21 protein-coding genes, 1 other RNA gene and 1 pseudogene are annotated in these 20,984 nt (G+C 44.9%); 8 read left to right on the top strand and 15 right to left on the bottom strand.

Features of this window, described 5'->3' with window-relative positions:
* Positions 1-17: 17 nt before the first annotated feature.
* The 4 genes from L4C34_RS01425 to L4C34_RS01410 all read right to left on the bottom strand — a co-directional run bounded on the left by L4C34_RS01425 (position 18) and on the right by L4C34_RS01410 (position 2,645).
* Entirely contained in the window at positions 18-359 is a 342-nt protein-coding gene (locus L4C34_RS01425; RefSeq protein WP_428787555.1) for an STAS domain-containing protein, read from the bottom strand.
* 334 nt (positions 360-693) lie between these two features.
* A complete protein-coding gene (locus tag L4C34_RS01420; RefSeq protein WP_428787554.1) occupies positions 694-1,515 on the bottom strand; it encodes a 4'-phosphopantetheinyl transferase family protein in 822 nt (273 codons plus the stop codon).
* 89 nt (positions 1,516-1,604) lie between these two features.
* Positions 1,605-1,701, bottom strand: an RNA gene (gene ffs, locus L4C34_RS01415) — signal recognition particle sRNA small type.
* A 203-nt stretch (positions 1,702-1,904) separates the two neighbouring features.
* Complete coding sequence (locus tag L4C34_RS01410) at positions 1,905-2,645, bottom strand: VP0952 family biofilm-associated protein (RefSeq protein WP_428787553.1); 741 nt, start codon at positions 2,643-2,645, stop codon at positions 1,905-1,907.
* A gap of 52 nt (positions 2,646-2,697) precedes the next feature.
* On the opposite strand from L4C34_RS01410, the gene L4C34_RS01405 reads away from it, so the two are divergent.
* Positions 2,698-3,000, top strand: a complete 303-nt coding sequence (locus L4C34_RS01405) for an MGMT family protein (RefSeq protein WP_428787552.1) — start codon at positions 2,698-2,700, stop codon at positions 2,998-3,000.
* Positions 3,001-3,215: 215 nt separating this feature from the next.
* Positions 3,216-3,986 (top strand): PilZ domain-containing protein, encoded by a 771-nt coding sequence (locus tag L4C34_RS01400; protein WP_428787551.1) that lies wholly within the window; start codon positions 3,216-3,218, stop codon positions 3,984-3,986.
* A 34-nt stretch (positions 3,987-4,020) separates the two neighbouring features.
* Here L4C34_RS01400 and L4C34_RS01395 read toward each other — a convergent pair whose 3' ends face one another.
* Together L4C34_RS01395 and L4C34_RS01390 are read right to left on the bottom strand one after the other, a co-directional pair.
* Positions 4,021-4,563, bottom strand: a complete 543-nt coding sequence (locus tag L4C34_RS01395; protein ID WP_428787550.1) for a hypothetical protein — start codon at positions 4,561-4,563, stop codon at positions 4,021-4,023.
* Between the two features lie 262 nt (positions 4,564-4,825).
* A complete protein-coding gene (locus L4C34_RS01390) occupies positions 4,826-5,275 on the bottom strand; it encodes a YcgN family cysteine cluster protein (protein WP_428787549.1) in 450 nt (149 codons plus the stop codon).
* A gap of 126 nt (positions 5,276-5,401) precedes the next feature.
* On the opposite strand from L4C34_RS01390, the gene L4C34_RS01385 reads away from it, so the two are divergent.
* Complete coding sequence (locus L4C34_RS01385) at positions 5,402-5,650, top strand: YkgJ family cysteine cluster protein (RefSeq protein ID WP_428787548.1); 249 nt, start codon at positions 5,402-5,404, stop codon at positions 5,648-5,650.
* 145 nt (positions 5,651-5,795) lie between these two features.
* Here L4C34_RS01385 and recR read toward each other — a convergent pair whose 3' ends face one another.
* The 6 genes and pseudogenes from recR to L4C34_RS01355 all read right to left on the bottom strand — a co-directional run bounded on the left by recR (position 5,796) and on the right by L4C34_RS01355 (position 11,475).
* Positions 5,796-6,395, bottom strand: a complete 600-nt coding sequence (recR, locus tag L4C34_RS01380; RefSeq protein WP_428787547.1) for a recombination mediator RecR — start codon at positions 6,393-6,395, stop codon at positions 5,796-5,798.
* Between the two features lie 18 nt (positions 6,396-6,413).
* On the bottom strand, positions 6,414-6,743 hold the full coding sequence (locus L4C34_RS01375; RefSeq protein ID WP_428787546.1) for a YbaB/EbfC family nucleoid-associated protein: 330 nt from the start codon (positions 6,741-6,743) through the stop codon (positions 6,414-6,416).
* A gap of 75 nt (positions 6,744-6,818) precedes the next feature.
* Entirely contained in the window at positions 6,819-9,020 is a 2,202-nt protein-coding gene (dnaX, locus tag L4C34_RS01370) for a DNA polymerase III subunit gamma/tau (RefSeq protein WP_428787545.1), read from the bottom strand.
* Between the two features lie 24 nt (positions 9,021-9,044).
* Complete coding sequence (gene apt / locus L4C34_RS01365; RefSeq protein WP_428787544.1) at positions 9,045-9,590, bottom strand: adenine phosphoribosyltransferase; 546 nt, start codon at positions 9,588-9,590, stop codon at positions 9,045-9,047.
* Between the two features lie 160 nt (positions 9,591-9,750).
* Positions 9,751-10,139 (bottom strand): annotated as a pseudogene (locus L4C34_RS01360) (YbaN family protein).
* 235 nt (positions 10,140-10,374) lie between these two features.
* Complete coding sequence (locus tag L4C34_RS01355; RefSeq protein WP_428787543.1) at positions 10,375-11,475, bottom strand: response regulator; 1,101 nt, start codon at positions 11,473-11,475, stop codon at positions 10,375-10,377.
* Between the two features lie 234 nt (positions 11,476-11,709).
* Between L4C34_RS01355 and L4C34_RS01350 the strand changes: the two genes are divergently transcribed.
* Entirely contained in the window at positions 11,710-12,582 is an 873-nt protein-coding gene (locus L4C34_RS01350) for a LysR family transcriptional regulator (RefSeq protein ID WP_428787542.1), read from the top strand.
* A gap of 112 nt (positions 12,583-12,694) precedes the next feature.
* Here L4C34_RS01350 and L4C34_RS01345 read toward each other — a convergent pair whose 3' ends face one another.
* The 3 genes from L4C34_RS01345 to fadI all read right to left on the bottom strand — a co-directional run bounded on the left by L4C34_RS01345 (position 12,695) and on the right by fadI (position 16,861).
* Positions 12,695-13,243 carry an NAD(P)H nitroreductase gene (locus L4C34_RS01345; RefSeq protein ID WP_428787541.1) on the bottom strand — a complete coding sequence of 183 codons (549 nt, stop codon included), beginning with the start codon at positions 13,241-13,243 and terminating at the stop codon, positions 12,695-12,697.
* 190 nt (positions 13,244-13,433) lie between these two features.
* Positions 13,434-15,554, bottom strand: coding sequence for a fatty acid oxidation complex subunit alpha FadJ (gene fadJ / locus L4C34_RS01340; protein ID WP_428787540.1), 2,121 nt, complete (start codon positions 15,552-15,554; stop codon positions 13,434-13,436).
* Positions 15,554-16,861, bottom strand: a complete 1,308-nt coding sequence (gene fadI / locus L4C34_RS01335) for an acetyl-CoA C-acyltransferase FadI (RefSeq protein WP_428787539.1) — start codon at positions 16,859-16,861, stop codon at positions 15,554-15,556. Before fadI ends, fadJ begins: the two co-directional genes overlap by 1 nt.
* Positions 16,862-17,230: 369 nt before the next feature.
* On the opposite strand from fadI, the gene L4C34_RS01330 reads away from it, so the two are divergent.
* The 4 genes from L4C34_RS01330 to L4C34_RS01315 all read left to right on the top strand — a co-directional run bounded on the left by L4C34_RS01330 (position 17,231) and on the right by L4C34_RS01315 (position 20,921).
* Positions 17,231-17,767 (top strand): hypothetical protein, encoded by a 537-nt coding sequence (locus tag L4C34_RS01330; RefSeq protein ID WP_428787538.1) that lies wholly within the window; start codon positions 17,231-17,233, stop codon positions 17,765-17,767.
* 341 nt (positions 17,768-18,108) lie between these two features.
* Entirely contained in the window at positions 18,109-18,681 is a 573-nt protein-coding gene (locus L4C34_RS01325) for a sigma-70 family RNA polymerase sigma factor (RefSeq protein ID WP_428787537.1), read from the top strand.
* Positions 18,674-19,399: a DUF3379 domain-containing protein gene (locus L4C34_RS01320; protein ID WP_428787536.1), complete on the top strand. Its 726-nt coding sequence runs from the start codon at positions 18,674-18,676 to the stop codon at positions 19,397-19,399. Before L4C34_RS01325 ends, L4C34_RS01320 begins: the two co-directional genes overlap by 8 nt.
* Positions 19,400-19,664: 265 nt before the next feature.
* Positions 19,665-20,921, top strand: coding sequence for an OmpP1/FadL family transporter (locus tag L4C34_RS01315; protein ID WP_428787535.1), 1,257 nt, complete (start codon positions 19,665-19,667; stop codon positions 20,919-20,921).
* Positions 20,922-20,984: the final 63 nt, after the last annotated feature.

The following is a 20,984-nucleotide window of genomic DNA, read 5'->3' as shown; positions in this document are numbered from 1 at the left end:
ACTATTTCTTAGTGTATTTACTCAGAAAGAGCACATTCTAGTTCACTCAAGTCTTCATACATTGGCATTAATTTTGAAAACCCAGAAACAACCAGAATTTCTTTTACCATTGGTTGAGCTCTATAGAGAACAAGCTTATGGTTGCTCGCCGCTAACTTTTTAAAAAGCAAAACAAAAGCTCTTAGGCCAACACTACTGATGTAGCGAAGGTTATCAATATCCATAGCGATATGGGAGTTTGATAGTGAATAAATTTCTTGTGATTTCTGAATAAAACTCTCATGAGTATTGATATCCAACGCTCCATCGAGTGATATCAAAGAATAGAATTCTTTATTTTCTGAATTAACATTCAACATGTCATTTGCCCTATAGAAAGATTTAGACGTAATCATATTGTGAGGTTTTTACTTTCTTCACGATAAAGTCTGAGTTTTCCTCACTCACAGGGCTTAGTTTTTAAACATTTTTTATTCTAACAAAGCCCAAGGCCGCGCATTATAAATAAAACTAGCAACAATAAAAGTAAATTTTGTGACAATTATCAAAAAATGACAACATATTTTTTAGGAGGATTTCAAAGGGGGTGTTCAGTAAATATACAAACAAAGGATTTTAAATTTATATCGCTCGTTCTTCCATGAACTGCAGACAAAAAACTAGGTACTTCACTGCTTTACAAGATAAATCTCTTTAATCATAGATAATTGTCAACACGGTATCCTCAGTGGAAAAATAGCACCCCGTGACTTGCCAGCCTCTACAGTATTCCTTGGTCAGAGCTTGTATGAGCGATACGGTAAATTGCCTTTTGCCTTGGTCGATGTTAGTTATCCGAGCGGACTCGAAACCAAAAAAGGTCTGAACTTTTGGATAAAGCGCCTTATAAAGGCTTTCTTTCGCTGAAAAAATCAATGTCAGACCTTGATGAAAGGATAATTCCGTTTCAGACAAAAGATCGATTTCTGTGCTATCGATGATCTGAGATGAAAGCTCCAACGCCAAATCAGGTTCAATCCAATTCTCAAGATCTAACCCTAGGAGTTGGCAGTCCTCTTTAAAAGCTACGGCCGCAATTGATTGTGAGTCAGTATGGCTAATCGAACCAACGATACCTTCTGGCCAGATTGGAGACCTATCGTTGGCAACGGGAATTTGATGCACTCGGGTTGTAAGCTCTTTCACTGCTTGTTGAGCAACATAACGCCCAGCAAGAAACTCAGCGCAACGCTTAGGAACCGCTTGTTTGAGTTGAGTTGGAAAATCTATCTGATACGCAGAAAACAACTGTTTCTGGTATTTTGGAAGAGCATAGGAAGAATGAGCCCAACAAGCCGTTCCAAAATCTAATGGAACGCTCTTCTCGAGTAATTGGATAAATGTATGATTCATCAGAGGCACACCGAAAGCTAAATTGGCGCGATTATGGCAATTTCCCTGATATGAGTAAAATAGTTTGTCGGTAGTTTGAAGCAGAAGATCGCCCGCAATGAGCCCTGCAAGTCTATCGCTCATATACAACAAAACCTGCAACTTATGTTCGCATAAGTTGCAGGTTTCAAATAGCAAAAAGCCGCTTTATAAGCGGCTTTTCTAATGGGCGGAAGCCCCAGCCACATCCCGGCACACAAGTCACACGCTGCGGCTGCTTCCTTCCGGATCTGACCGAGTTCACGAGCTATTGTTGCGGGAGGACCAGAGCCCCCATAGATTCGTTTTTCTTCGTTGTATGTTCCCGAAGAAGTGGGAAGGATTATCAAGCATCTGCCTTATCTTTGCAAGCATAAAGTAGCCAAGTTCACCGCACTTGAGTTTGTTTGCTCAGCTATTGCTCAAAATAGACAATTTGCGTGCAATTTTCTCACGATGAATCGATAATCTCCCCAATCAATTGATGAGCCAGATTAAATTTCTTCGTTCTCTTCTTCAGAGCGCAGTATGTAATCGGTCATCCAAGCTGTCGCGAGCAAACACATCCACACGACAAAGACAGAACTCGGAACGTCAATATCTGGTGCGATGACAAGCGATGCGAAACCGATTGTTGGCAGTATCCAGCACAACAGTTGATTCCAACCATCGAATTTAGGTTTGATGAAGCTTTCCATTGAGGCCATCATACCCAAGATACATACGGTAACAACCGCGGCATGATTAAGGTCGGCAATCCACAATGGAATGATAAGTGCTAACGACCACCAGCGCCGCTGATTGGTAGGCTTCCAACTGCTCGCTCCCCACCAAATTGCCACAATCGCTAACGTTTGAATCGCCGTCATCATCGCACTGCCGCCAAGTTTATCCGCAGCTTGTGTGACCATAAGACCAATCAGTAAAGTGACCGCAATCAGTGCTGTTGTCCAAACAACGCCAATGCTGCTTCTCTTAGAAAAAGCGACCATTAATAGAGGGATGAGCATCCAGACACAAACGGACAAAGATGCTGGTTGATACGGCAGGGAAAGTCCATAAGCGGTCATACCCAGCATAAGAACAACGCCAGATAATTTACGCTGTGGAACAATCCAGAGTGCAGGAATCAGCATTGCGAGTACGGGGACCTCGCCTTCTCCTAAACTGATTGCTCTAGCACAGACCACCGCCAATAAAGTCGTGATGACAAACTGAAACATTGAAAATACCATGTCCTCTCCTTATACCTATCCTTGGCAACAATTGAATTAGGACATTGTTATTATGGACCAATTTTTAGTTCATATCACTGCGGTACTTCACCAAATTCCACATGGAAAAGTGACAACTTACGGTACGCTTGCCCACATGGCAGGATACCCTAGCCACGCTAGACAAGTAGGGAAAGCCCTATCAAACCTGCCAGACAACACCAAGCTACCTTGGCATCGAGTGGTAAATAGCCAAGGTAAAATAGCCTTGAAGGGCCCTGCTGCTGAACTGCAGGAAAAACTCTTAGTACAAGAGGGAATAGAGATTAGCCCTAGTGGAAAAATCGCATTGGCTATCTATTTATGGAAGCCGTAATACTTCTGTATGGCAGCCGTGATGTTTTAGTTTCTCGCAATGTTTGGGAATTAATCGTACCAATGATGTATCCCGAGTACTCGACGTAGCGCAATGAGCCTGATTGTGAACAAGTAAACGGAAAGCCACTCACATAATTATGCAATTAATCTCACAAAAAGCTGGATCTTGTCATATCTTTTATACGATGCCTGAATGAATATAGGGTGAGGACAATGACTCAGATAGCTAGCGATACCGAACACAATAATCAACCCGTAAGCCCTGCAACTGATCCTTCAGTGTCTCCTGCGGGGGAAAGTGCCATATTAAAAGGGGAAGACGCCTTATCCCTAGTCTCATCACTTAACGAAATCGCCTTCTATGTTGCGTCGACTGGTCGAAAACCGTTGAAATGCCGTTCAAAGTATATTGGACTGCACTCTAGCAATTTCGTTTTATTTGAAACACCAGAGCTCAGCCAAGAGCAATTCCAGCTATATTTCCAAAAAGGGGCTCCCGTCAAAGCATGTGCCCTGTCACAACGTGGGGAAGGTGCAAGAATTTACTTTCGTAGCCAGATAGAGTTCATTATGCCAATGGAAGGTACGGGGAAAAGCGTTATAGCTGTAGGATTACCCGCCAGTGCTGATGTCGTACACGGCTTGCGATCTGAAGCTCGATTAGAGATATCCGTCGCCGGCATTCTCGACCCAGAGACTCACAAACACCCCTGCCAGATCCGTGATTTCTCCGCCAACGGCTGTCAAATTTTCATCGATAAAAAGCACACCAACTATAAGCTGGGCGACAAGATCGACATACAGTTTGTCGACAGCCCTGATGGGGATGAATCACTGGTCCTACATGGCGTGGTGAAGAATAAGAAACGCAGCAATCAATATTGGAAGTATGGTGTGCAGTTCGATGATGAGAGCCGAGAAAAAGCCACTGAACTAATGGATAAATTATCCTTTGATGAAAATCAAGTTCGCTACCTGCTTTAAACTATCTGGCCCAATTTAAGCTATCTCGGCCAATTTAATAAAAAGGAAAATGGAAACTAAGTAAATACTCATCCACGACAGGCACATATTGCTCGGTATTTTCCACAGATTTATCGCCAAAATAATGCGTTACCGTTGCTTTAACATCCACCGCATACCCCACACGTAAGCGTAGCCCTAGTCCTAATAGAGGTTTCAACGCCTTATCTCGCTCCTTTGTCCCCAGACTAGAACGTTCAACATCTGAAATCATATAACCAAGTCCACCCTTACCAAATATTGACCAAATTTGATCAATTCGATAAGTCGTCGTCAAAGAAAGATCCAATGCAGATGTTTTAGCTCGAATCTGATCGCCGCTCGCCAAACGCAGGTCCGCGGTGCCAAAATGACTGTAACCAAAATCAATCCCAGTCATCCAGTTGAGTGCTGTCGGCTCCTCTTGGCCAATCGCTATTCGAATCGATGTTTGTGTATCAGATGCGTCATTATTGAAACCAATTGTTGGGATCGTTTGCTCCGCCTGCCCCACTCCCACTTCAAAATAAAGGTTTTCAGGACGAAGCATCATAGGCATGTATATACCTTGAGCATACAGAGTGGTTGAGCCTAGTAGCGAGCTAAAAAAAAGGACACTTAATGCCGCTAACCGGTAAGAGCGATGTTTAAGCTTACATACTTTGCTGTGGTATATAGTAGAAAAGTGCTCCATTGTGCCCTCATCTCAATAGGTAAAGTATCACCTAGGTGGATATCTTGAGTGTAGAGCACAATAGCTTGAATTCAACGGAGAGTTAGACGGCTAAAAATCGGGTAGCGTGTTTCCTAGCCAGAATTGCCTAGACAGATTTATCTTTCTTAGGTAAGTTTTGGACATGATCTTCCCAGTTAACGACATCGACTTCATACACCACTTGATTGCGTACACTGGCACCAGCGGCATGCATGGCTGATTTAGAACCGGTGACTAACGGGTGCCATTCAGGAAGTGATTGACCGTCGGCTAATAGACGGTAAGCGCAGGTATCAGGCAGCCAATTAAATTCAGGGATAGACTCACGAGTCAGCTTTAAGCACTCTTCACCAGATTGGAATCGATTTGGGTAATCTTTACATGAGCACGTTTTGCTATTTAACCAGCTGCATGCCACGTTGGTGTAATACAGCTCATCACTGTCTTCATCTATCAGCTTATGTAAGCAGCATCGGCCACAGCCATCACAAAGGGATTCCCATTGCTCTTCGGTCATTTGCTCAAGTGGTGTGGTTTGCCAAAAAGGTGCGCTCATTGTGAGTTCTCATTGCTGGTAGATATCGAGTGGGGTTTATACCTGCCTAGATGAAAAAGTGCAAGTCGCCACAATTTTTTGCTATCATCGCGCGTCTTTTTATTTTAGTTCGTTTGGTGGGTATTTATGGATTGTCGTTTAGGCTGCGGGGCTTGCTGCATTGCCCCAAGTATTTCATCTGTAATACCAGGTATGCCCAACGGTAAAAAAGCTGGCGAGCGCTGCATCCAACTTAACGATGATAACTTGTGTCAGCTTTTTGAACAGCCAGAACGGCCTAAAGTGTGCCTAGCATTTAAACCTTGCCCAGATATTTGCAGTACCAGCAACCAGCAAGCGCTAGATAATTTGATTGAATTGGAACAGCTCACCTAAAGAAAAATTCGCCAACATCAAGCGATCAAGCCCTTTCTTTCAAAGGTATAATTTTGAAGACTTCATTTCGAAGAAATAAAAAGCCACTCTAATAATGAGCGGCTTTATCTCTATTTTTGCTAAGGCTTAACTACGTTATAAGCAATTATAAGCGCTGACGTCCTAATAAGGAATGCGATAGCGTGGTGCCATCCACCAGTTCAAGTTCGCCGCCAACGGGAACACCATGGGCAATTCGCGTTGCGTTCACTTCATGTGCTTTACACAAATCCGCAATGTAGTATGCCGTCGCTTCGCCTTCCACGGTTGGGTTAGTTGCTAAGATCACTTCTTTAATATCCCCTCTTCCAAGGCGAAAATCGAGTGTATCTAAGCCAATGTCACTAGGCCCAATGCCATCGAGTGGCGACAAATGTCCCATCAAAACAAAGTAGCGGCCTGAATACTGTCCGGTTGCTTCCACTGCGGCAATATCCGCAGGGCTTTCAACAACACACAGTTGGCCATTATCTTGGCGTTTTGAATTATTACATATATGACAAACGTCTTGTTCCGTGAAAGTCCGGCACTCGGCACAGTGGCCAATGTCTGTCATGGCCTGGCGCAGTGCATCCGCTAACTGAACCCCACCTTTTCTGTCTCTCTGCAATAAATGAAAGGCCATGCGCTGTGCTGACTTGGGGCCAACCCCAGGCAAACAACGTAAGGCCTCCATCAATTGCTCCAGCATATGACTGGTTCGCATTGAAATACCGCTAAGGGTTTAGAATGGCATCTTCATACCAGGTGGAAGCTGCATACCACCTGTTACTGAAGACATTCTTTCTTTTTGAGTTTCTTCTACGCGACGTGCAGCATCATTGAAAGCTGCAGCAATCAAGTCTTCTAGCATTTCTTTGTCATCTTCCATCAAGCTTTCATCGATATCTACACGACGTACGCTGTGGCTACCAGTGATAGTTACTTTCACTAGGCCCGCGCCAGACTCACCAGTCACTTCCATATTAGCGATTTCTTCTTGAAGCTTTTGCATTTTGTCTTGCATTTGCTGGGCTTGCTTCATCAAGTTGCCCATGCCACCTTTACCAAACATGTCTATCTCTCTGATTAAATGGTTATTGACTTCTAAATGGGGGAGAAAGCAGTGCTTTTCAACCCCATACATACTTTAGATAGGTCTAACACTATCTGGTTCTATCTCTGCCGAGAATCGCTTAGCGAGGAACTGAACATTACTGTCATTCTCCAAACTAAGCAAAGCTGACTGTAGCTTTTTTTGGTAGAGCTGTTCTCTTAATTCTAGTGGTGAAGTACCAACTTCACCTATATTAACCTGTAATTGGCTCGCTTCACTTAAAACACTTTTCAAAGCGGCGAGAAGCTCGTGCCGTGCTTTATCGCTATTTAAGTGAGCCTGCGCTGGGCGCAATGTGAGCGTTACGTTTAACGCCTCTTTTTGATATGAGGAATTTAACGCCAGTTGCTCCACCAACTTAGAGGTTTTAAGGCGGGAGACCAGTGCAGACCAAGGATCTAACTCAGCGGCCTCATCGATTAACTTAATCGCCATTTCTGGGGTTTTAACATGATCAAGCGCAGATTTAAGCTGACTCGGTGATAGTTCCACTTTTTGTTCAATTTCAACAGGATTAATCGGTTTCCATTGATAAGGCTCGTCGGCTTTTTCTTCTGATTGCTCCGATTCAGGGGCTACCATCAAGTCAGACTGCTGAAATCGCGGAATAGTTCCTCGCGGTTTTTGTGCGACACGATCCAGCACACTGCTGTGCTTAGTCGGTGCCGCGCTAGACTTTTTTCCGTCTTCGCCTTTTGAGTTGTCATTTGACACTAAGCCTTTTCGCTTAGAGCGTAGCTGATGGCGTAAGCCGCCCACAGCACTTGAAGTCACACGCGGCTGTGGAATTTCTTCAATGTTTGGCGATGCTTGAACTGGTTCAGATACTGACTCAGGACGCTCAAAAAAAACGTTCTCTGGCACAATTTCAGGCGCAACATCTTGAGATATATTCTGTTGAGACAGGCGTTCTTGGGGCACAGGCTCTGTCATAGGTGACGAATAAGGAATATCGCCCGAAGCGCTAGGCGCTGATATCGGTGTTGCCAAGTGAGCTGGGTTAGGCGATTGCGGGCTGGCAATCTCGGTTGCTGCTGGGATTGAATGCTGTGCATTCGAGGCTAACACTACCGGTTCCGAGGAAGTGCCGCTGGTCGCTGTAGGGGTAATTGATTGCGACTCAGTGCTAATCACGTTAGCAGTAACAGCCGATGCAGGGCGGAATGCCATCATGCGTAGCACGATCATTTCTAAGCCAATTCGTCCTGTCGGTGACAGGGCTAAATCTTCACGACCTTTTAAGGCAATCTGATAGTAAAGCTGTATCTCTTGCGGGGATAAAGCATGACTTAAAAGTTCTATTTTGCTCGCATCTGGCGATGCACCATCTAGGCTAGCAGGCAGTGCCTGAAACATAGCAAGTCGATGTAACTGAGTAGCAAGCTGCTGAAGTAAGCCATCCCAGTCGACACCATTTTCGGCAAATGCTTGAATTTGTGCCATCGCTTGCTGAGGCTGCTTACTGCTGATCGATTCAAGGAGATGAATCGCTTGATCAGTATCCAAAGTTCCAAGCATATGAGAGACAAGCTTTGTCTCTACATTACCATTACCAAGAGCAATGGCTTGATCGGTGAGGCTTAAGGCATCGCGCATACTGCCATCAGCAGCATGAGAAATTAACCCCAATGCACGAGCTTCAGAGCTAATTTGCTCTTTACCTAAAATATCATCAAGTTGTTGGTGAATATTATCGGCACTGATCGGTTTCAAATGAAATTGCAGACAGCGAGATAAAATCGTGACTGGTAGCTTTTGTGGATCAGTCGTCGCCAACAAAAATTTGACGTATTCTGGCGGCTCTTCCAATGTTTTTAGCAAAGCGTTGAAACTATGCCGGGATAACATGTGCACTTCATCAATCAAGTAAACCTTGAAGCGTCCACGTGCTGGCTTATATTGAACATTGTCGAGCAAGTCGCGGGTATCTTCTACCTTGGTACGGGAGGCCGCATCAATTTCCAACAAATCAACAAATCGACCTTCGTCGATTTCTTTACACGTACCACACTCTCCGCACGGTGACGCCGTGATCCCCGTTTCACAGTTCAGCCCTTTTGCTAATAGCCGGCCGATCGTCGTTTTACCAACGCCTCGAGTGCCACTAAAAAGGTAAGCATGATGCAAACGATTTTGTGTTAACGCATTTTCCAACGCTGTTAAAACATGAGATTGGCCAACAACCTCGTTAAACTTCGTTGGCCGCCACTTCCGCGCTAATGCAAGGTAACTCATTAAAATTCCTAACCCCAGATCAAATTAATGACCGTCAAACTCACAGATGCTGTAAACATCCAATCCCATTGCTTGCAAACGAGTCTCGCCTTTAAGCTCTGGTAAATTAATAACAAATGCAGCGTCATCCACCACGCCACCAAGTTCACGCACTAGCTTAGTGGTGGCTTCAATGGTGCCGCCAGTTGCAAGAAGATCATCGACCAATAATACTTTGTCGCCCTGGTTAATCGCATCGGTATGGATTTCCAAGACATCGGTACCATACTCAAGTTCATACGGCTGAGAAATAGTTTGGCGTGGCAACTTGCCCGGTTTACGTACAGGAACAAACCCAACACCCAGTTCCAGGGCCAACGGCGCGCCGAACAAAAAACCTCGGGCTTCAGTACCCACGACTTTAGTAATACCTTGGTCTTGATATTTTTCCACTAGAAGCTGAATCGTTGCTTGATATGCTGAAGCGTTCTCCAACAGGCTCGTGACATCACGAAACAAAATACCAGCTTTCGGGTAATCTGGAATAGTCTTGATGTTTTCTCGGATCAAAGAAATCGTATCGGTAGTCATAATTTATGTTACTTCCGTTGGCTGCTCTTAATGGGCGAGTCTAGCGCGCGAACTCGCTCAGCAATAAGGGGTTATCTCTGGCTAACACGGTTGTGCCAGCCACCTGCGCTCAGAGCTTAATTTACCTTTCACTTGTGAGCGGGCATATCTCTGCCTAATGCTAGTGATTTTCTTCTCTGTCCGCAACCAGCGAATGTGTTGGCAGCCGTATAAACCAGTAAAGCAGTACGACTAGCATGCAAAATAGCCCAACTTTCAGTCCGAGGTGAGGCACATACCAAATAGAGACCATAAAACTGGCCACTATAAAGACGGCACCTCTTTTTTTACCTGAGGGCTGACGGCTCTATGTTGTTGCCAATTGACTAGAATAGGGCCAAAAAGGCGGTGGGTGTGCAACCAAGCATGTAAGCGGGGGCTTGCTTTAATAAAACAGGCACTTGCTAGCAATACAAAAGGTGTGGTTGGTAATAAAGGAAGGAAGGAACCTATAATGCCCAGCACTAAGCTGAGAATGCCACACACGTTCAATAGTATTCGCCGAACCATATTTCCTTACCCGTTGATACTGCATTTCTTCAAGGTAGTGAATCATGACACCATACCCTGAACTAGGGCCACGATACCAGCTTGGTACCTTTATGCGCTCTTACACAAAATGAACGCCAAAAAGCGGCTGAGTCGAATAAATCTACTCTGCCACTTTTAGGGTCTTTGCTGCCTAAATAGATCAAACCCGATCACCTAGCTCATAAACAGGCTCTGTCACTAAGACATACGTTTGTTAGGCTGTGACCAGTTTATGAATGTCTAGGCTAAAGCTACTTGAACCGATCCGCCCTAGCGACAATTGCCCCGCTTCATTGATTGGTAAATCCATCACCATAAAATTGCGAACACAATTCTCACCTAAACTTAATCCCGCCGATATATGTTGGTTGATGTATCCATTAGACCACTGGGCATCAATACCAGCCGGTAAAACCGAAACGGTACCTTCTGCTAAGTCCGCAATGCCAAATAACCCTTTGACAGGGCTGGCGCAATCTGAACAAGCAATGCCTTTTTCCAACAGCTCGGCCATATCTTTTAGATCGGCGTTGAAGCTTTTTAGATTGCGCAAATAATCGTGGAATAGCGCTCGCACTAACAAGGTCGATGCGACGCCTTTGCCGCCTTCGGAGTCAGAATCCACCAGATAAAACGCAAACTGACCGTTCATTAACCAAGCATAATCAAAGACGAGTGGCATGAGGTCTGCGGATTGGAGCAAGCGATAGCCACACTTCCAAGCACCCTGTGAGGTGTCTTTTTCAGGGAGAAGTGCATGAAGCAAATCTCTTGCTGCGTTAGGATTTTGCTGCAAAAAATCCAAGTGCCAGTGAAGCTCTTGCTCTTCAGGCATATCACCAGCATCAACCCTAAACCATTGACTAGAAAAGTCTCTTTGGTCCGCAAGGTGATTAAAGGTGTCGTCTAGAGTATTTTCAATGGCGCAGGTTAAGTTTTCATGGTTGCCAATCGGTTTTGGCAAAAAGTCTTTGATGCCGTATCGAAGCGCTTTGGCCACGTCCGACATGTCTTCTGTGGCTGACACCACAATCAGTGGCAAGGAAGGGTATTCCAAGCTTACTTCTTCAACAAACTCAATGCCATCTAAAACAGGCATTGCCAAGTCACATAAAACTAAATCTGGTTCTGCACTACGCAGTTTTTTGAGTCCATCCAAGCCATTTTCTGCTTCCATTACTTCGTAACCTTGAGCAGATAAATAGCCCCCTGTCACTCGACGAAAAATTGGGTCGTCATCCACCAACATGATAAGTTTTTGATTTTCCAAAACTTTAACCGAGTCCACAGTAGCCGTATTATGAGTTCCATACATAAGCTTTCGCCTCTTACGTCTCATTAAATGTAAATTATCGTTTTATTATTTTTTTCAAGCACTCTTTTAACAGTAGTCAGAAATCATAATTTATACAAATCTGCGGCTTTTTGGCGACTGGACATACTATATATATGGAAATGATAGCATTCAGAGCAAGTTAATGTGACTCTCGGCGCAAGTTCTGATATACATATAGGTTACGTCAATTTGCAATAAAATGTGTCTGGAACAATGAAATTAGATGATCTCAACTTATTTAGGCTAGTTGTAGAAAATGGAAGCTATACCGCCACATCTCGAAAAACCATGATCCCGGTCGCGACCATTACCCGACGCGTGCAAGCATTAGAGGATTCTCTCAATTTACGCCTGTTGAACCGACACGCGCGCAAATTGTCATTAACAGAGGCTGGCGAGCGATTTTTCCAAGAGTGTTCCCCACTCTTACAGCGACTATCCGTCACTGCAGAAGAACTCACAGATGAGTGCCGTGGGGCTGCCGGTAAAATTAAAATTTCAGCGCCATCGAACTTAACCAAGCGCACCATGATGCCGATGTTCAATGAGTTCATGAAAAACTATCCCGACATCAACATCGAGCTGACTACCAGCAATCATGCTGATCAACTTGACCCAACGGAATGGGACGTTATTTTCCGAGTTGGCCCCCAGCGAGATTCCAGCTTAATTGCTCGAAAAATCAATGAAGTAAAGGATATATTAGTCGCTAGCCCAGACTATTTAGCGAATAACCCAGTGCCGAAGCATGCGGAAGACCTACACAATCATTCTTTGTTAAAAGGCCACCCACTGCTTAAATGGCAACTCACCAATGGCTCAGGGGAATCTATCGTCAATAACGATAAAGGACGCTTTCAAGCCAACACCTTGGATGTGGTTCGCACAGCATGTTCTCAAGGCCTAGGTATCACCTTGATGCCCGATGTGATGTTACTGGAATATATTGAAAGTGGCGATCTTGTACGAGTATTAGAAGAATGGAGTGCCAACCCGCGTGACATTTATATGCTCTATAATCACAAAGATCACTTGCCTGAAAAAGTACGCCTATTTATCGACTTTGTCATTGCCTATAAAATTTAGGTTTCCACTGGCATCATAAATAAGATTTACCGAAAAGGCCGACACTCAGTGTCGGCCTTTTAAATGATAGGGTATACCTAACGAGATGAAGAATATTTAACTCTATGTATAACTATAAATATTCGACAAATTGGCTTAAGTCGCGCTGCGGAACTTTCATTGGTTCACATTCTGCCGTCCCTAAGTAAAGAAAGCCAACAATTTCATCTTGCCCTTCCAAACCAAAGGCTTGATGTACTTCTGGGTGAAACATCCATTCACCTGAACGCCAAAAACCTTGAAAGCCTTGTGCACAGGCTGCCATTTGCATCGACTGCACCGCGCATCCTGCCGATAGAACTTGCTCCATCGCTGGAACTTTAGGGTGATCGGTCACTTTAGCGATAACAGTAATCACCATAGGCGCACGAAAAGGTGCATTACTCAGCTTTTTAATGACCGCTGGCTCCGCCCCTTCCGATTTCGCTGCATCCACCAGAATGTCAGCCAGTTTTTGCAAACCTTCACCTTGAGAAATGACAAATTTCCATGGCGTTAAACCAGCATGATCCGGTGCACGTAGGCCCGCTTGAATGATGTTTTCCAAAGCAATGCCTTCAGGCGCCGGCGCGGCTAACTTGGCAATTGAACGGCGCTTTAACAACAAGTCTAATGCGTCCATTTAAGTTCCTTATCTATTGTTATATATGCTTTACTTTCGCCGGCTATATTAATACCAATTCTATTAACTATCTAATCATTCCTACGACTTGAACTTGGCCATGGCTGGTTGCAACTAGTAAAAGTATTACGCTCTCATACAAAAAAGGCGAGCCTATACCGGCTCGCCAAACATCCCTAGCACAACAAAACTAATAAAATGACTTATCGAGCCCTGCGCGAGTTAATAGCCCATCACAAGGCGCAAACAATGGTCCATATTGCTGAGCGTATTGATTCATCGTTTCAACTAGAGCTTTCACGCCCATCTGATCCATATAGCGGAACGGCCCACCCAAGAATGGTGGGAAACCAATACCAAAAATTGCTCCAATGTCACCATCTCGTGCACTGGCAATAAGCTGTTCATCTAAACAACGTACTGCTTCGTTGAGCATTGGCAGCACACAACGCATCGCAATGTCTTGCTCGGCTAATTTGGCCTCTGGAGTTAAGTTAAGCAGTTTGTAAACGGATTTATCCACTTGCTTTTTCTTGCCTTTATAACTGTAGAAGCCTTTACCACTTTTACGGCCTTTTCGGTCGTCATTGAGCAAGACATCGAACACATCAGGTCCTTTAAAACGCTCGCCTAATTCAGCCACCAAGATTGGGTTAATCTTAGCCGCAACATCGACGCCTACCTCGTCTAACAAAGTAACTGGCCCAACAGGGAAGCCAAAATTAAGTAGCGCTGAATCTAGCCTGTCAATAGGTTCGCCTTCCATCAACAACGCCGCTGCCTGACTCAAATAAGGGGCCAAAATACGGTTCACATAAAACCCTGCCCTATCTTTCACAACTATCGGTGTTTTACCTTGCTTGCGAGCAAACTCAACCACGGTAGAAATAGTCTCATCAGACGTGCCTTCATGTGGAATCACTTCAACCAAAGGCATTTTGTCAACTGGGCTAAAATAGTGTAAACCAACCACGTTTTCCGGACGCTCAGCGCGCTCGGCAATCTGACTAATCGGTAACGACGACGTATTCGTTGCAAAAATGGTCTGCGGATTAGCGTTGCTTTCAATATCGGCAATCATTTCTTGCTTCAAAGATAAGTCTTCAAATACCGCTTCGATAACTAAATCTGTGTGTTGGTAACCCGTAAAGTCGGTTCCTCCGGCCATCATTAACATGTTCTTTTGCAGCTGAGCTTTCGACAAGATACGACGCTTACGCTGCTTTTCAAAAAGCTTGAAGTTGTAGTTAAGTGCGTTCAGCACGCCATCGTTCGAGACATCTTTAACCCGAACTGGCACTTTTGCTTTCGCGACACTAACATGACTAATGCCTGCGCCCATCAAGCCACCACCCAACACACCGACTCTTTTCACTGACTTGGGCTTGGCGTCACTGCCGTTATCTTTTTTCATTTCCGTGGTCGCGAAAAAGATAGAGCGCAGCGCTTTTGATTCTGGCGTCATCACCAGCTGACCAAATCGTTCAGCTTCGTATTTCTGCCCTTCACCAAACCCTTTTTCTAGACCAAGGCGAATCACATCTAAAATAGCGCTAGCCGCAGGATAATTGCCGCGCGTCTTGGCTTGGGTCTTTTTCTGCGCTTGTTCAAATATAAATTTACGGCCAAGGTTAGTCTCAGCAATCATCTTTTCTTTGAGCGAGCCCTTTCCTTTACCATGTCGATGTTTACTGCGCTTCTCGACAATATCCTTAGCAACATCGAGTAAGACATCCTCAGAAACGCATTCATCAACAATCCCAAGCTTTTGGGCTTTCTTCGCTCTAACTTGCTTACCCGTTAGAATCATATCAAGGGAAGGCAACAGGCCGATTAACCTTGGCAGGCGCTGTGTACCGCCTGAACCCGGCAACAAACCCAGCTGAACTTCCGGCAAACCGAGTTTCGTGATATCAGAATCGGTACACACTCGATAATCACAGGCTAGAGCCAATTCAAGTCCGCCCCCCAAACACGGTCCATGAATCGCTGCGACCACAGGATAAGGCAGCTCAGACAGCTCTTGGAACATCCTTTGCCCTTGCTTGGCTAAGCCTTCCGCCTCACTCGCATTTTGACACGCGTCCAGCATTCGCACGTCTGCGCCGGCTACAAAGTTGTCTGGCTTCAGAGAATGGACTATCACCCCTTTTACCTGCGCACGATGGTCTTTTAATTGCTGAAAGATACCTTCCATTTGCTCGGCGAACTCCGCCTGTAAGGTATTCATCTTTTCGCCGGGAACATCGATAGCAAGCCAAGCAAGATTTGAATCATCGATTGTTAAACTAAACGCTTGTTGCTTATCCATTATTCCACCTCCAAAACCATTGCCGCGCCAAGACCACCTGCTGCACACGCTGTATTAAGCGCTAAGCCTCCGCCTCTGCGCTTAAGCTCACGTAAAGTCTGCGTCATCATGCGCGCTCCGGTTGCGGCAAAAGGGTGACCATAAGCAAGAGATCCACCCAATACGTTAAATTTATCCATATCTATTTCGCCAATAGCTTGTGAACGTCCTAATTTTTCCCGAGCGAATTTTTCGCTAGCAAACATTTTTACATTGGCGAGTGTCTGCGCTGCAAAGGCTTCATGCATATCAATCAGATCGAGATCCGATAAACCAATGCCCGCTCTTTCTAAAGCGAGCGGCGTTGCGTAAGACGGCCCCATTAACATATCTTTCTCGACGCCTATTGCCGAAAACGCGTAAGAGCGAATGTAACCAAGAATCTCCAGACCAAGCTCTTTCGCTCGGCCTTCACGCATCATAAGCACCGCCGCGGCTCCATCGGTTAGCGGTGTGCTATTCGCTGCAGTGACACTGCCATAACGGCGGTCGAAAGCCGGGCGCAACTTAGCATAGCTCTGCAAAGTCGAGTCTAAGCGAATATTGTTGTCTTGACTGATCCATTTTTTATACGGTTCGGGAAAGGCAGTCATCACTTCGCCTGCAATTTTTCCATCTTTCCACGCCTCAGCGGCTAAAGTATGCGAGCGATGCGCCAAACTATCTTGTTCTTCACGGCTAATACTATGGCTCTTCGCCATTTGTTCAGCGGTTTGCCCCATCGATAGGCCTGTGGAATATTCGGCTACCGCGGGGGGCACTGGCATCAAGTCTTTAAAAGACAGTGTTTTTAAAATCTTGAGCTTTTGCGTCATCGATTTTGCTTTGCTCAGAGCCAATAGGTTGGCAGCCAGCTTTTTCGATACGCCTATAGGGAGCACAGAAGAAGAATCAGCGCCTCCCGCAATCCCAACATCGATGGTGCCTGCCATAATGCTTTCTGCTACATTCACAGCCGACTGAAAACTTGTCGCACAAGCGCGAGTCACACTGTAGGCGTCGGTATGGATGTTCATTCCTGTTCCAAGCACAATCTCACGAGCGATATTCGGTGCTTCTGGCATTTGTATGACTTGGCCAAACACTAGTTGATCGATCACAGCAGGATCGACATCAACACGCGCCAACATCTCACTGACGACCATTTTCCCTAAATCGACTGCGGGAACCTGACTAAACTCAGTGCTCTGCCGGGCAAATGGCGTTCTTAATCCAGCCACTATCGCTACTCGTTCCCCTGAACGAGTCTTTAATTCCTGCGTGCCCATTTTTTCTCCTTCAAAATTAAGAGGTCTGACCTGAATGCATTGTAATTAAAATGTTACCTCATTCAAATAACGGTGTCAGCAAACGTGACATAGACAGGCAAAGCTCAAGGAAAAAGCACTTCCCCACTGTACGCCACCATCCAAAGATAATCCTTCTCGTGCGATGACATACGCAAAACTATGACTCTATCCCTCATTCGCGATCTTTGATTGGCATAAAACCCCTACCCAGTTAACTTTTTCACACATGTACATTTTGTTTCACCTTCTGCTCTCTTTAGACTGAAAATACACCTCAGTTTAAAATCAGCTGAATTCAAACCAAACGAGCACAGCGAGAAAATCATTGGTTAACTAGGGAGAGCAACAATGAGTGAAGTGGTAACAAGAAAACTTGAGCAATTTGAAAACTTTGGTTTTAAGTGGATTGCCGCAGGCACGGGAGGATTCCACCATTGGGTGACTTCAAGTGCCAATAATCAGCGCCCAGAATTTATGACTTGCGGATTGTGTTGTTTCCATCTCCCCATCGCAGCCGGAATCGAAACGGGTCGACTAGACAAAGATGAGGCAGGAGATTTGATCATCAATCAAATGCAAAGTGGCATGAATGATGGAACGCCAGACGCTTGGTTGCATCAAGGTCTCACGAAAATGAGTTTTTTCTCCAACCCTCCCAATCGAGGAGACATCGTATTTTTCTCAGCAAAAGGGAAAGGAGCCAAATACTTCGCCCATGTTGCCATGGCGACGGGTAACGAGGATGAAGTCATTACCTTCGGTCACGATGCGCCTTACCTGCAAGGTGGGAAACATACTCTGATGGTGGAAAAGAAATCCATCGCCGAAGTAAAGAACATCAATAAACTGCTGACCGATGTGCACTATGGTGCGCCAAGCTGGTAATTGACGTCCACTCAAACTCTACCGAACTACCTTCAGCACAGAAAAAAGCCACACGGCTAAACTAGCGTGTGGCTGGAATCATGCGCAATCATATCGCAAAAAATCAGTATCCCGATTCAAGAAAGTAAAGTCAGCCTTCCAATGAAGCATCACCCTGCTTACAGTTCACCTCTCGGTAAACCAGATGACAAAGTCACTATACTCTTCACTCATCAAAAGCTTTTGAACTAGATCAACTTTAGTGTGAAGTTCTGCTCCCCTTTCACTTTGTATCGGATATATCCATTGAGGCAACTGGGTATATAATACTGGCTATTAACGACGCGTAAATTTAGAGCAAATTGGAGGCTCAAGTGGCGATAGGAAAATTATTTGGAAATAAAAAACCAAATACCTCGGTCAGTTTAGATATGGACAGACAAAGAAAATACGAAGCGCTCGTCAGAGCCTATCACCGAGATTTATTCCGCTATGCTTTTTGGCTCTGTAAAGACAAAAGCATCGCCGAAGACTTGGTGCAGGAAACTTGCCTAAGGGCATGGAAATCTCTCGACAGCTTGCTGGATGAAAAAGCCGCGAAATCTTGGTTAATCACCATTTTGCGGCGAGAAAATGCGCGGCGCTTTGAGCGCAAACAGTTCGATTTGGTGGATATTGATGATCATGGCAATGAAGCTAAAGTCAGCGATGATCCTCATCATCAAACTGAATGGGTGCAAGCGCAAATCATGAAACTTGACGTCGAATATCGCGAGCCACTGTTTTTACAGGTGGTGGGCGGTTTTAGCGGCGAAGAGATCGGCAAGATCCTTGAGTTAAACAAAAACACTGTGATGACCAGACTCTTTCGCGCGCGCAATCAGTTGAAAGACAGACTGGACTCACAAGATAACAGGGGGCAAAAAAATGGATGATCTAGAGTTTCGCCGCCAAATTATGTCGGACCCAAAACATCGTAACAACGACATTAAAGCGGCGATCGAACGCAGTGAGGCCAACGCCAAGCTTACCGACGACATATTGGAGTTAGACAGCCAAATTGCCAACGCCCTGAATGTGTCGGTGCCGGACGATCTCGCCGATCGCATTTTGTTTAACCAAAGTTCCGCAGAAACAGGCAAAGTTGTGAAGCCAAATTTCGCAAGGCGCTCAATGGCGATGGCCGCGTCGGTTGCGTTTGTGGTGGGCCTAGTCGCTGGGCAAATTCATTGGGGGAACCTATTGGTTTCTCCTGCGCAAGCAAGCTTGGAGCACACGGCCATGCAGCACGTGATTGATGAATATCCGTTTGTCGACAAAATTGATGAGAAAGTCACCAACCAGCAAATCAATGCCAAGCTGTCACCGTTCGCCTATCAATTTGATAAGCCTTTCCCTTATCACGTGTATTACCTGAACCACTGCGGCTTTGGCCAATCGAATGCCTTGCATATGGTGTTCCAAGGCAAAAAAGGCAAAGTAACCTTATTTGTCACCAACGTTGCGAGCAAGCAAAACATCGATTTCAACAAGCAAGGTATGTCTGGCGTAGTAAAACCTATTGGTAACAGCAGTTTAATTATTGTTGGCCAACAAGGAGAAAACGTCGAACACATCGCGCAACAAATTGCCAACATTATCCACCCCGCCTAAATAAGTGCGCTAACTATCAGAATACTATATGATAGCGCGCTTTCTCAGACTTCGAATTAAAACAGGCGTTTAGAGCTAAAACTCTAAACGCCTGTTTAATTTAACAGCATTTAACTACTCAGTTAACAAAATGTTAAATTTTGCAAGATCTGATCTAGTGGTCAGAGCTCTAATAAGTATACTGATTTTCCACCTTCAAACATTTGTTTAAATAATCACCCGTTAGAGGTGAGCTTGCGAAAAGTTAACAAAAGGAAAAGCTCCAATGGAACACTCTCGTTTGTATAAAAAATCGATACTGGCAGTGGCACTAACCCTTGCCTCCCAACATGCTGTGGCGTCAGGTTTCCAGCTGGACGCCCAATCCGCCACTGGTCTAGGCCGCGCCTTTGCAGGTGATGGCGTTATTGCTGACAATGCGTCGGTAATGGCGAAAAACCCAGCGGCAATGGCACTATTTAAGTCATCTCAGTTTTCTACTGGTGTGAGCATAGTTAACACCTCGATACATATAAAGGACGTTCAATTTCACCCTTCCGCAGGAAGTTCGGAAAATGTAGATAGTGCCCACAACGGTGAAGGTACTCCTGTACCTAATATCTATTATGTGTATCGTCTAAATGATACTTGGGCATTTGGTGCTGGCGTCTACTCCAACTTCGGTATAAAAAATGACTTTCCTGACAACTGGGGGAGAACTAGCCCTAGTGGGCCAAGTCAATTTGGTGGTAAAACTGAAGTTAAAAGTATTGATTATGCCCTCACTACATCCTACCGCTTAAACGAGCATTTTTCTTTTGGAGCTGGTTTAGATTTCATCCAAGGCGACGGTAAACTCCACCGGTATGCGGGCAACGGACCAACGGTACTAACCGATGTTGATGCCAAAGGTACTGGCATTGGCTGGAATGCAGGCATGGTTTATGAAGTCGATAAAAATACACGCTTTGGATTAGACTATCACTATAGCCCAGAAATAACGGCCAAGGGTACCGTCAGCGTTTTGGAATTTAACCATTATGACAACACCAAACTAGCTCTTCCAAGTTTTGCAGAGTTTTCTGGCTATCATAAGTTCCAAGATAGCAAATTTGCACTCCATTACTCCATTCAATGGACCGATTGGAGCGTATTTAAAAGGCTAAATGCAAACGACAGTAGTATTAATGGCACTAACTTCACTCTTAAGGAATACCAATGGAAGGACAGCTGGCATTATGCCATTGGCGGCACCTACTACTTAAGTAAAGCATGGACTTTACGCGCTGGCTATATGTATGATACTTCTGCTCAAGATCAGTTAACCTCAATATCGGTACCAGATTCAGATCGCCAATGGTTCACGACGGGCGTGAGTTACCACTTCAGCAAACACCATACCATCGACTTTGGCATTGCCTATGTTATGGGCAAAGATACCAATGTCAGCGAATCTGAAACAATTTCAGAGTATCCAAAAATAACAGCTGTCACCAATGCAGACGCAGTCGTGACGGGCGTCCAATACAGCTACAGCTTCTAAATAAACTTATTGCTGTTATAGATACAAGATAGGGCTGAATCATCAGCCCTTTTCTTTTGCGTT

This window comes from Vibrio profundum (assembly GCF_050337555.1).
Lineage (GTDB): Bacteria > Pseudomonadota > Gammaproteobacteria > Enterobacterales > Vibrionaceae > Vibrio > Vibrio profundum.
This window is presented reverse-complemented; position numbering and strand designations above follow the sequence as displayed.

Excerpts from the sequence above, each read along its gene's own strand:
- L4C34_RS01350 (WP_428787542.1), top strand. The coding sequence starts at position 11,710 with ATGAAATTAGATGATCTCAACTTATTTAGGCTAGTTGTAGAAAATGGA.
- L4C34_RS01420 (WP_428787554.1), bottom strand. The coding sequence starts at position 1,515 with ATGAGCGATAGACTTGCAGGGCTCATTGCGGGCGATCTTCTGCTTCAA.
- L4C34_RS01315 (WP_428787535.1), top strand. The coding sequence starts at position 19,665 with ATGGAACACTCTCGTTTGTATAAAAAATCGATACTGGCAGTGGCACTA.
- L4C34_RS01355 (WP_428787543.1), bottom strand. The coding sequence starts at position 11,475 with ATGTATGGAACTCATAATACGGCTACTGTGGACTCGGTTAAAGTTTTG.
- L4C34_RS01345 (WP_428787541.1), bottom strand. The coding sequence starts at position 13,243 with ATGGACGCATTAGACTTGTTGTTAAAGCGCCGTTCAATTGCCAAGTTA.
- recR (WP_428787547.1), bottom strand. The coding sequence starts at position 6,395 with ATGCGAACCAGTCATATGCTGGAGCAATTGATGGAGGCCTTACGTTGT.
- L4C34_RS01390 (WP_428787549.1), bottom strand. The coding sequence starts at position 5,275 with ATGAGCGCACCTTTTTGGCAAACCACACCACTTGAGCAAATGACCGAA.
- L4C34_RS01400 (WP_428787551.1), top strand. The coding sequence starts at position 3,216 with ATGACTCAGATAGCTAGCGATACCGAACACAATAATCAACCCGTAAGC.
- L4C34_RS01425 (WP_428787555.1), bottom strand. The coding sequence starts at position 359 with ATGTTGAATGTTAATTCAGAAAATAAAGAATTCTATTCTTTGATATCA.
- fadJ (WP_428787540.1), bottom strand. The coding sequence starts at position 15,554 with ATGGATAAGCAACAAGCGTTTAGTTTAACAATCGATGATTCAAATCTT.
- L4C34_RS01375 (WP_428787546.1), bottom strand. The coding sequence starts at position 6,743 with ATGTTTGGTAAAGGTGGCATGGGCAACTTGATGAAGCAAGCCCAGCAA.
- apt (WP_428787544.1), bottom strand. The coding sequence starts at position 9,590 with ATGACTACCGATACGATTTCTTTGATCCGAGAAAACATCAAGACTATT.
- L4C34_RS01330 (WP_428787538.1), top strand. The coding sequence starts at position 17,231 with ATGAGTGAAGTGGTAACAAGAAAACTTGAGCAATTTGAAAACTTTGGT.
- L4C34_RS01320 (WP_428787536.1), top strand. The coding sequence starts at position 18,674 with ATGGATGATCTAGAGTTTCGCCGCCAAATTATGTCGGACCCAAAACAT.
- L4C34_RS01395 (WP_428787550.1), bottom strand. The coding sequence starts at position 4,563 with ATGCCTATGATGCTTCGTCCTGAAAACCTTTATTTTGAAGTGGGAGTG.
- L4C34_RS01410 (WP_428787553.1), bottom strand. The coding sequence starts at position 2,645 with ATGGTATTTTCAATGTTTCAGTTTGTCATCACGACTTTATTGGCGGTG.
- fadI (WP_428787539.1), bottom strand. The coding sequence starts at position 16,861 with ATGGGCACGCAGGAATTAAAGACTCGTTCAGGGGAACGAGTAGCGATA.
- dnaX (WP_428787545.1), bottom strand. The coding sequence starts at position 9,020 with ATGAGTTACCTTGCATTAGCGCGGAAGTGGCGGCCAACGAAGTTTAAC.
- L4C34_RS01405 (WP_428787552.1), top strand. The coding sequence starts at position 2,698 with ATGGACCAATTTTTAGTTCATATCACTGCGGTACTTCACCAAATTCCA.
- L4C34_RS01385 (WP_428787548.1), top strand. The coding sequence starts at position 5,402 with ATGGATTGTCGTTTAGGCTGCGGGGCTTGCTGCATTGCCCCAAGTATT.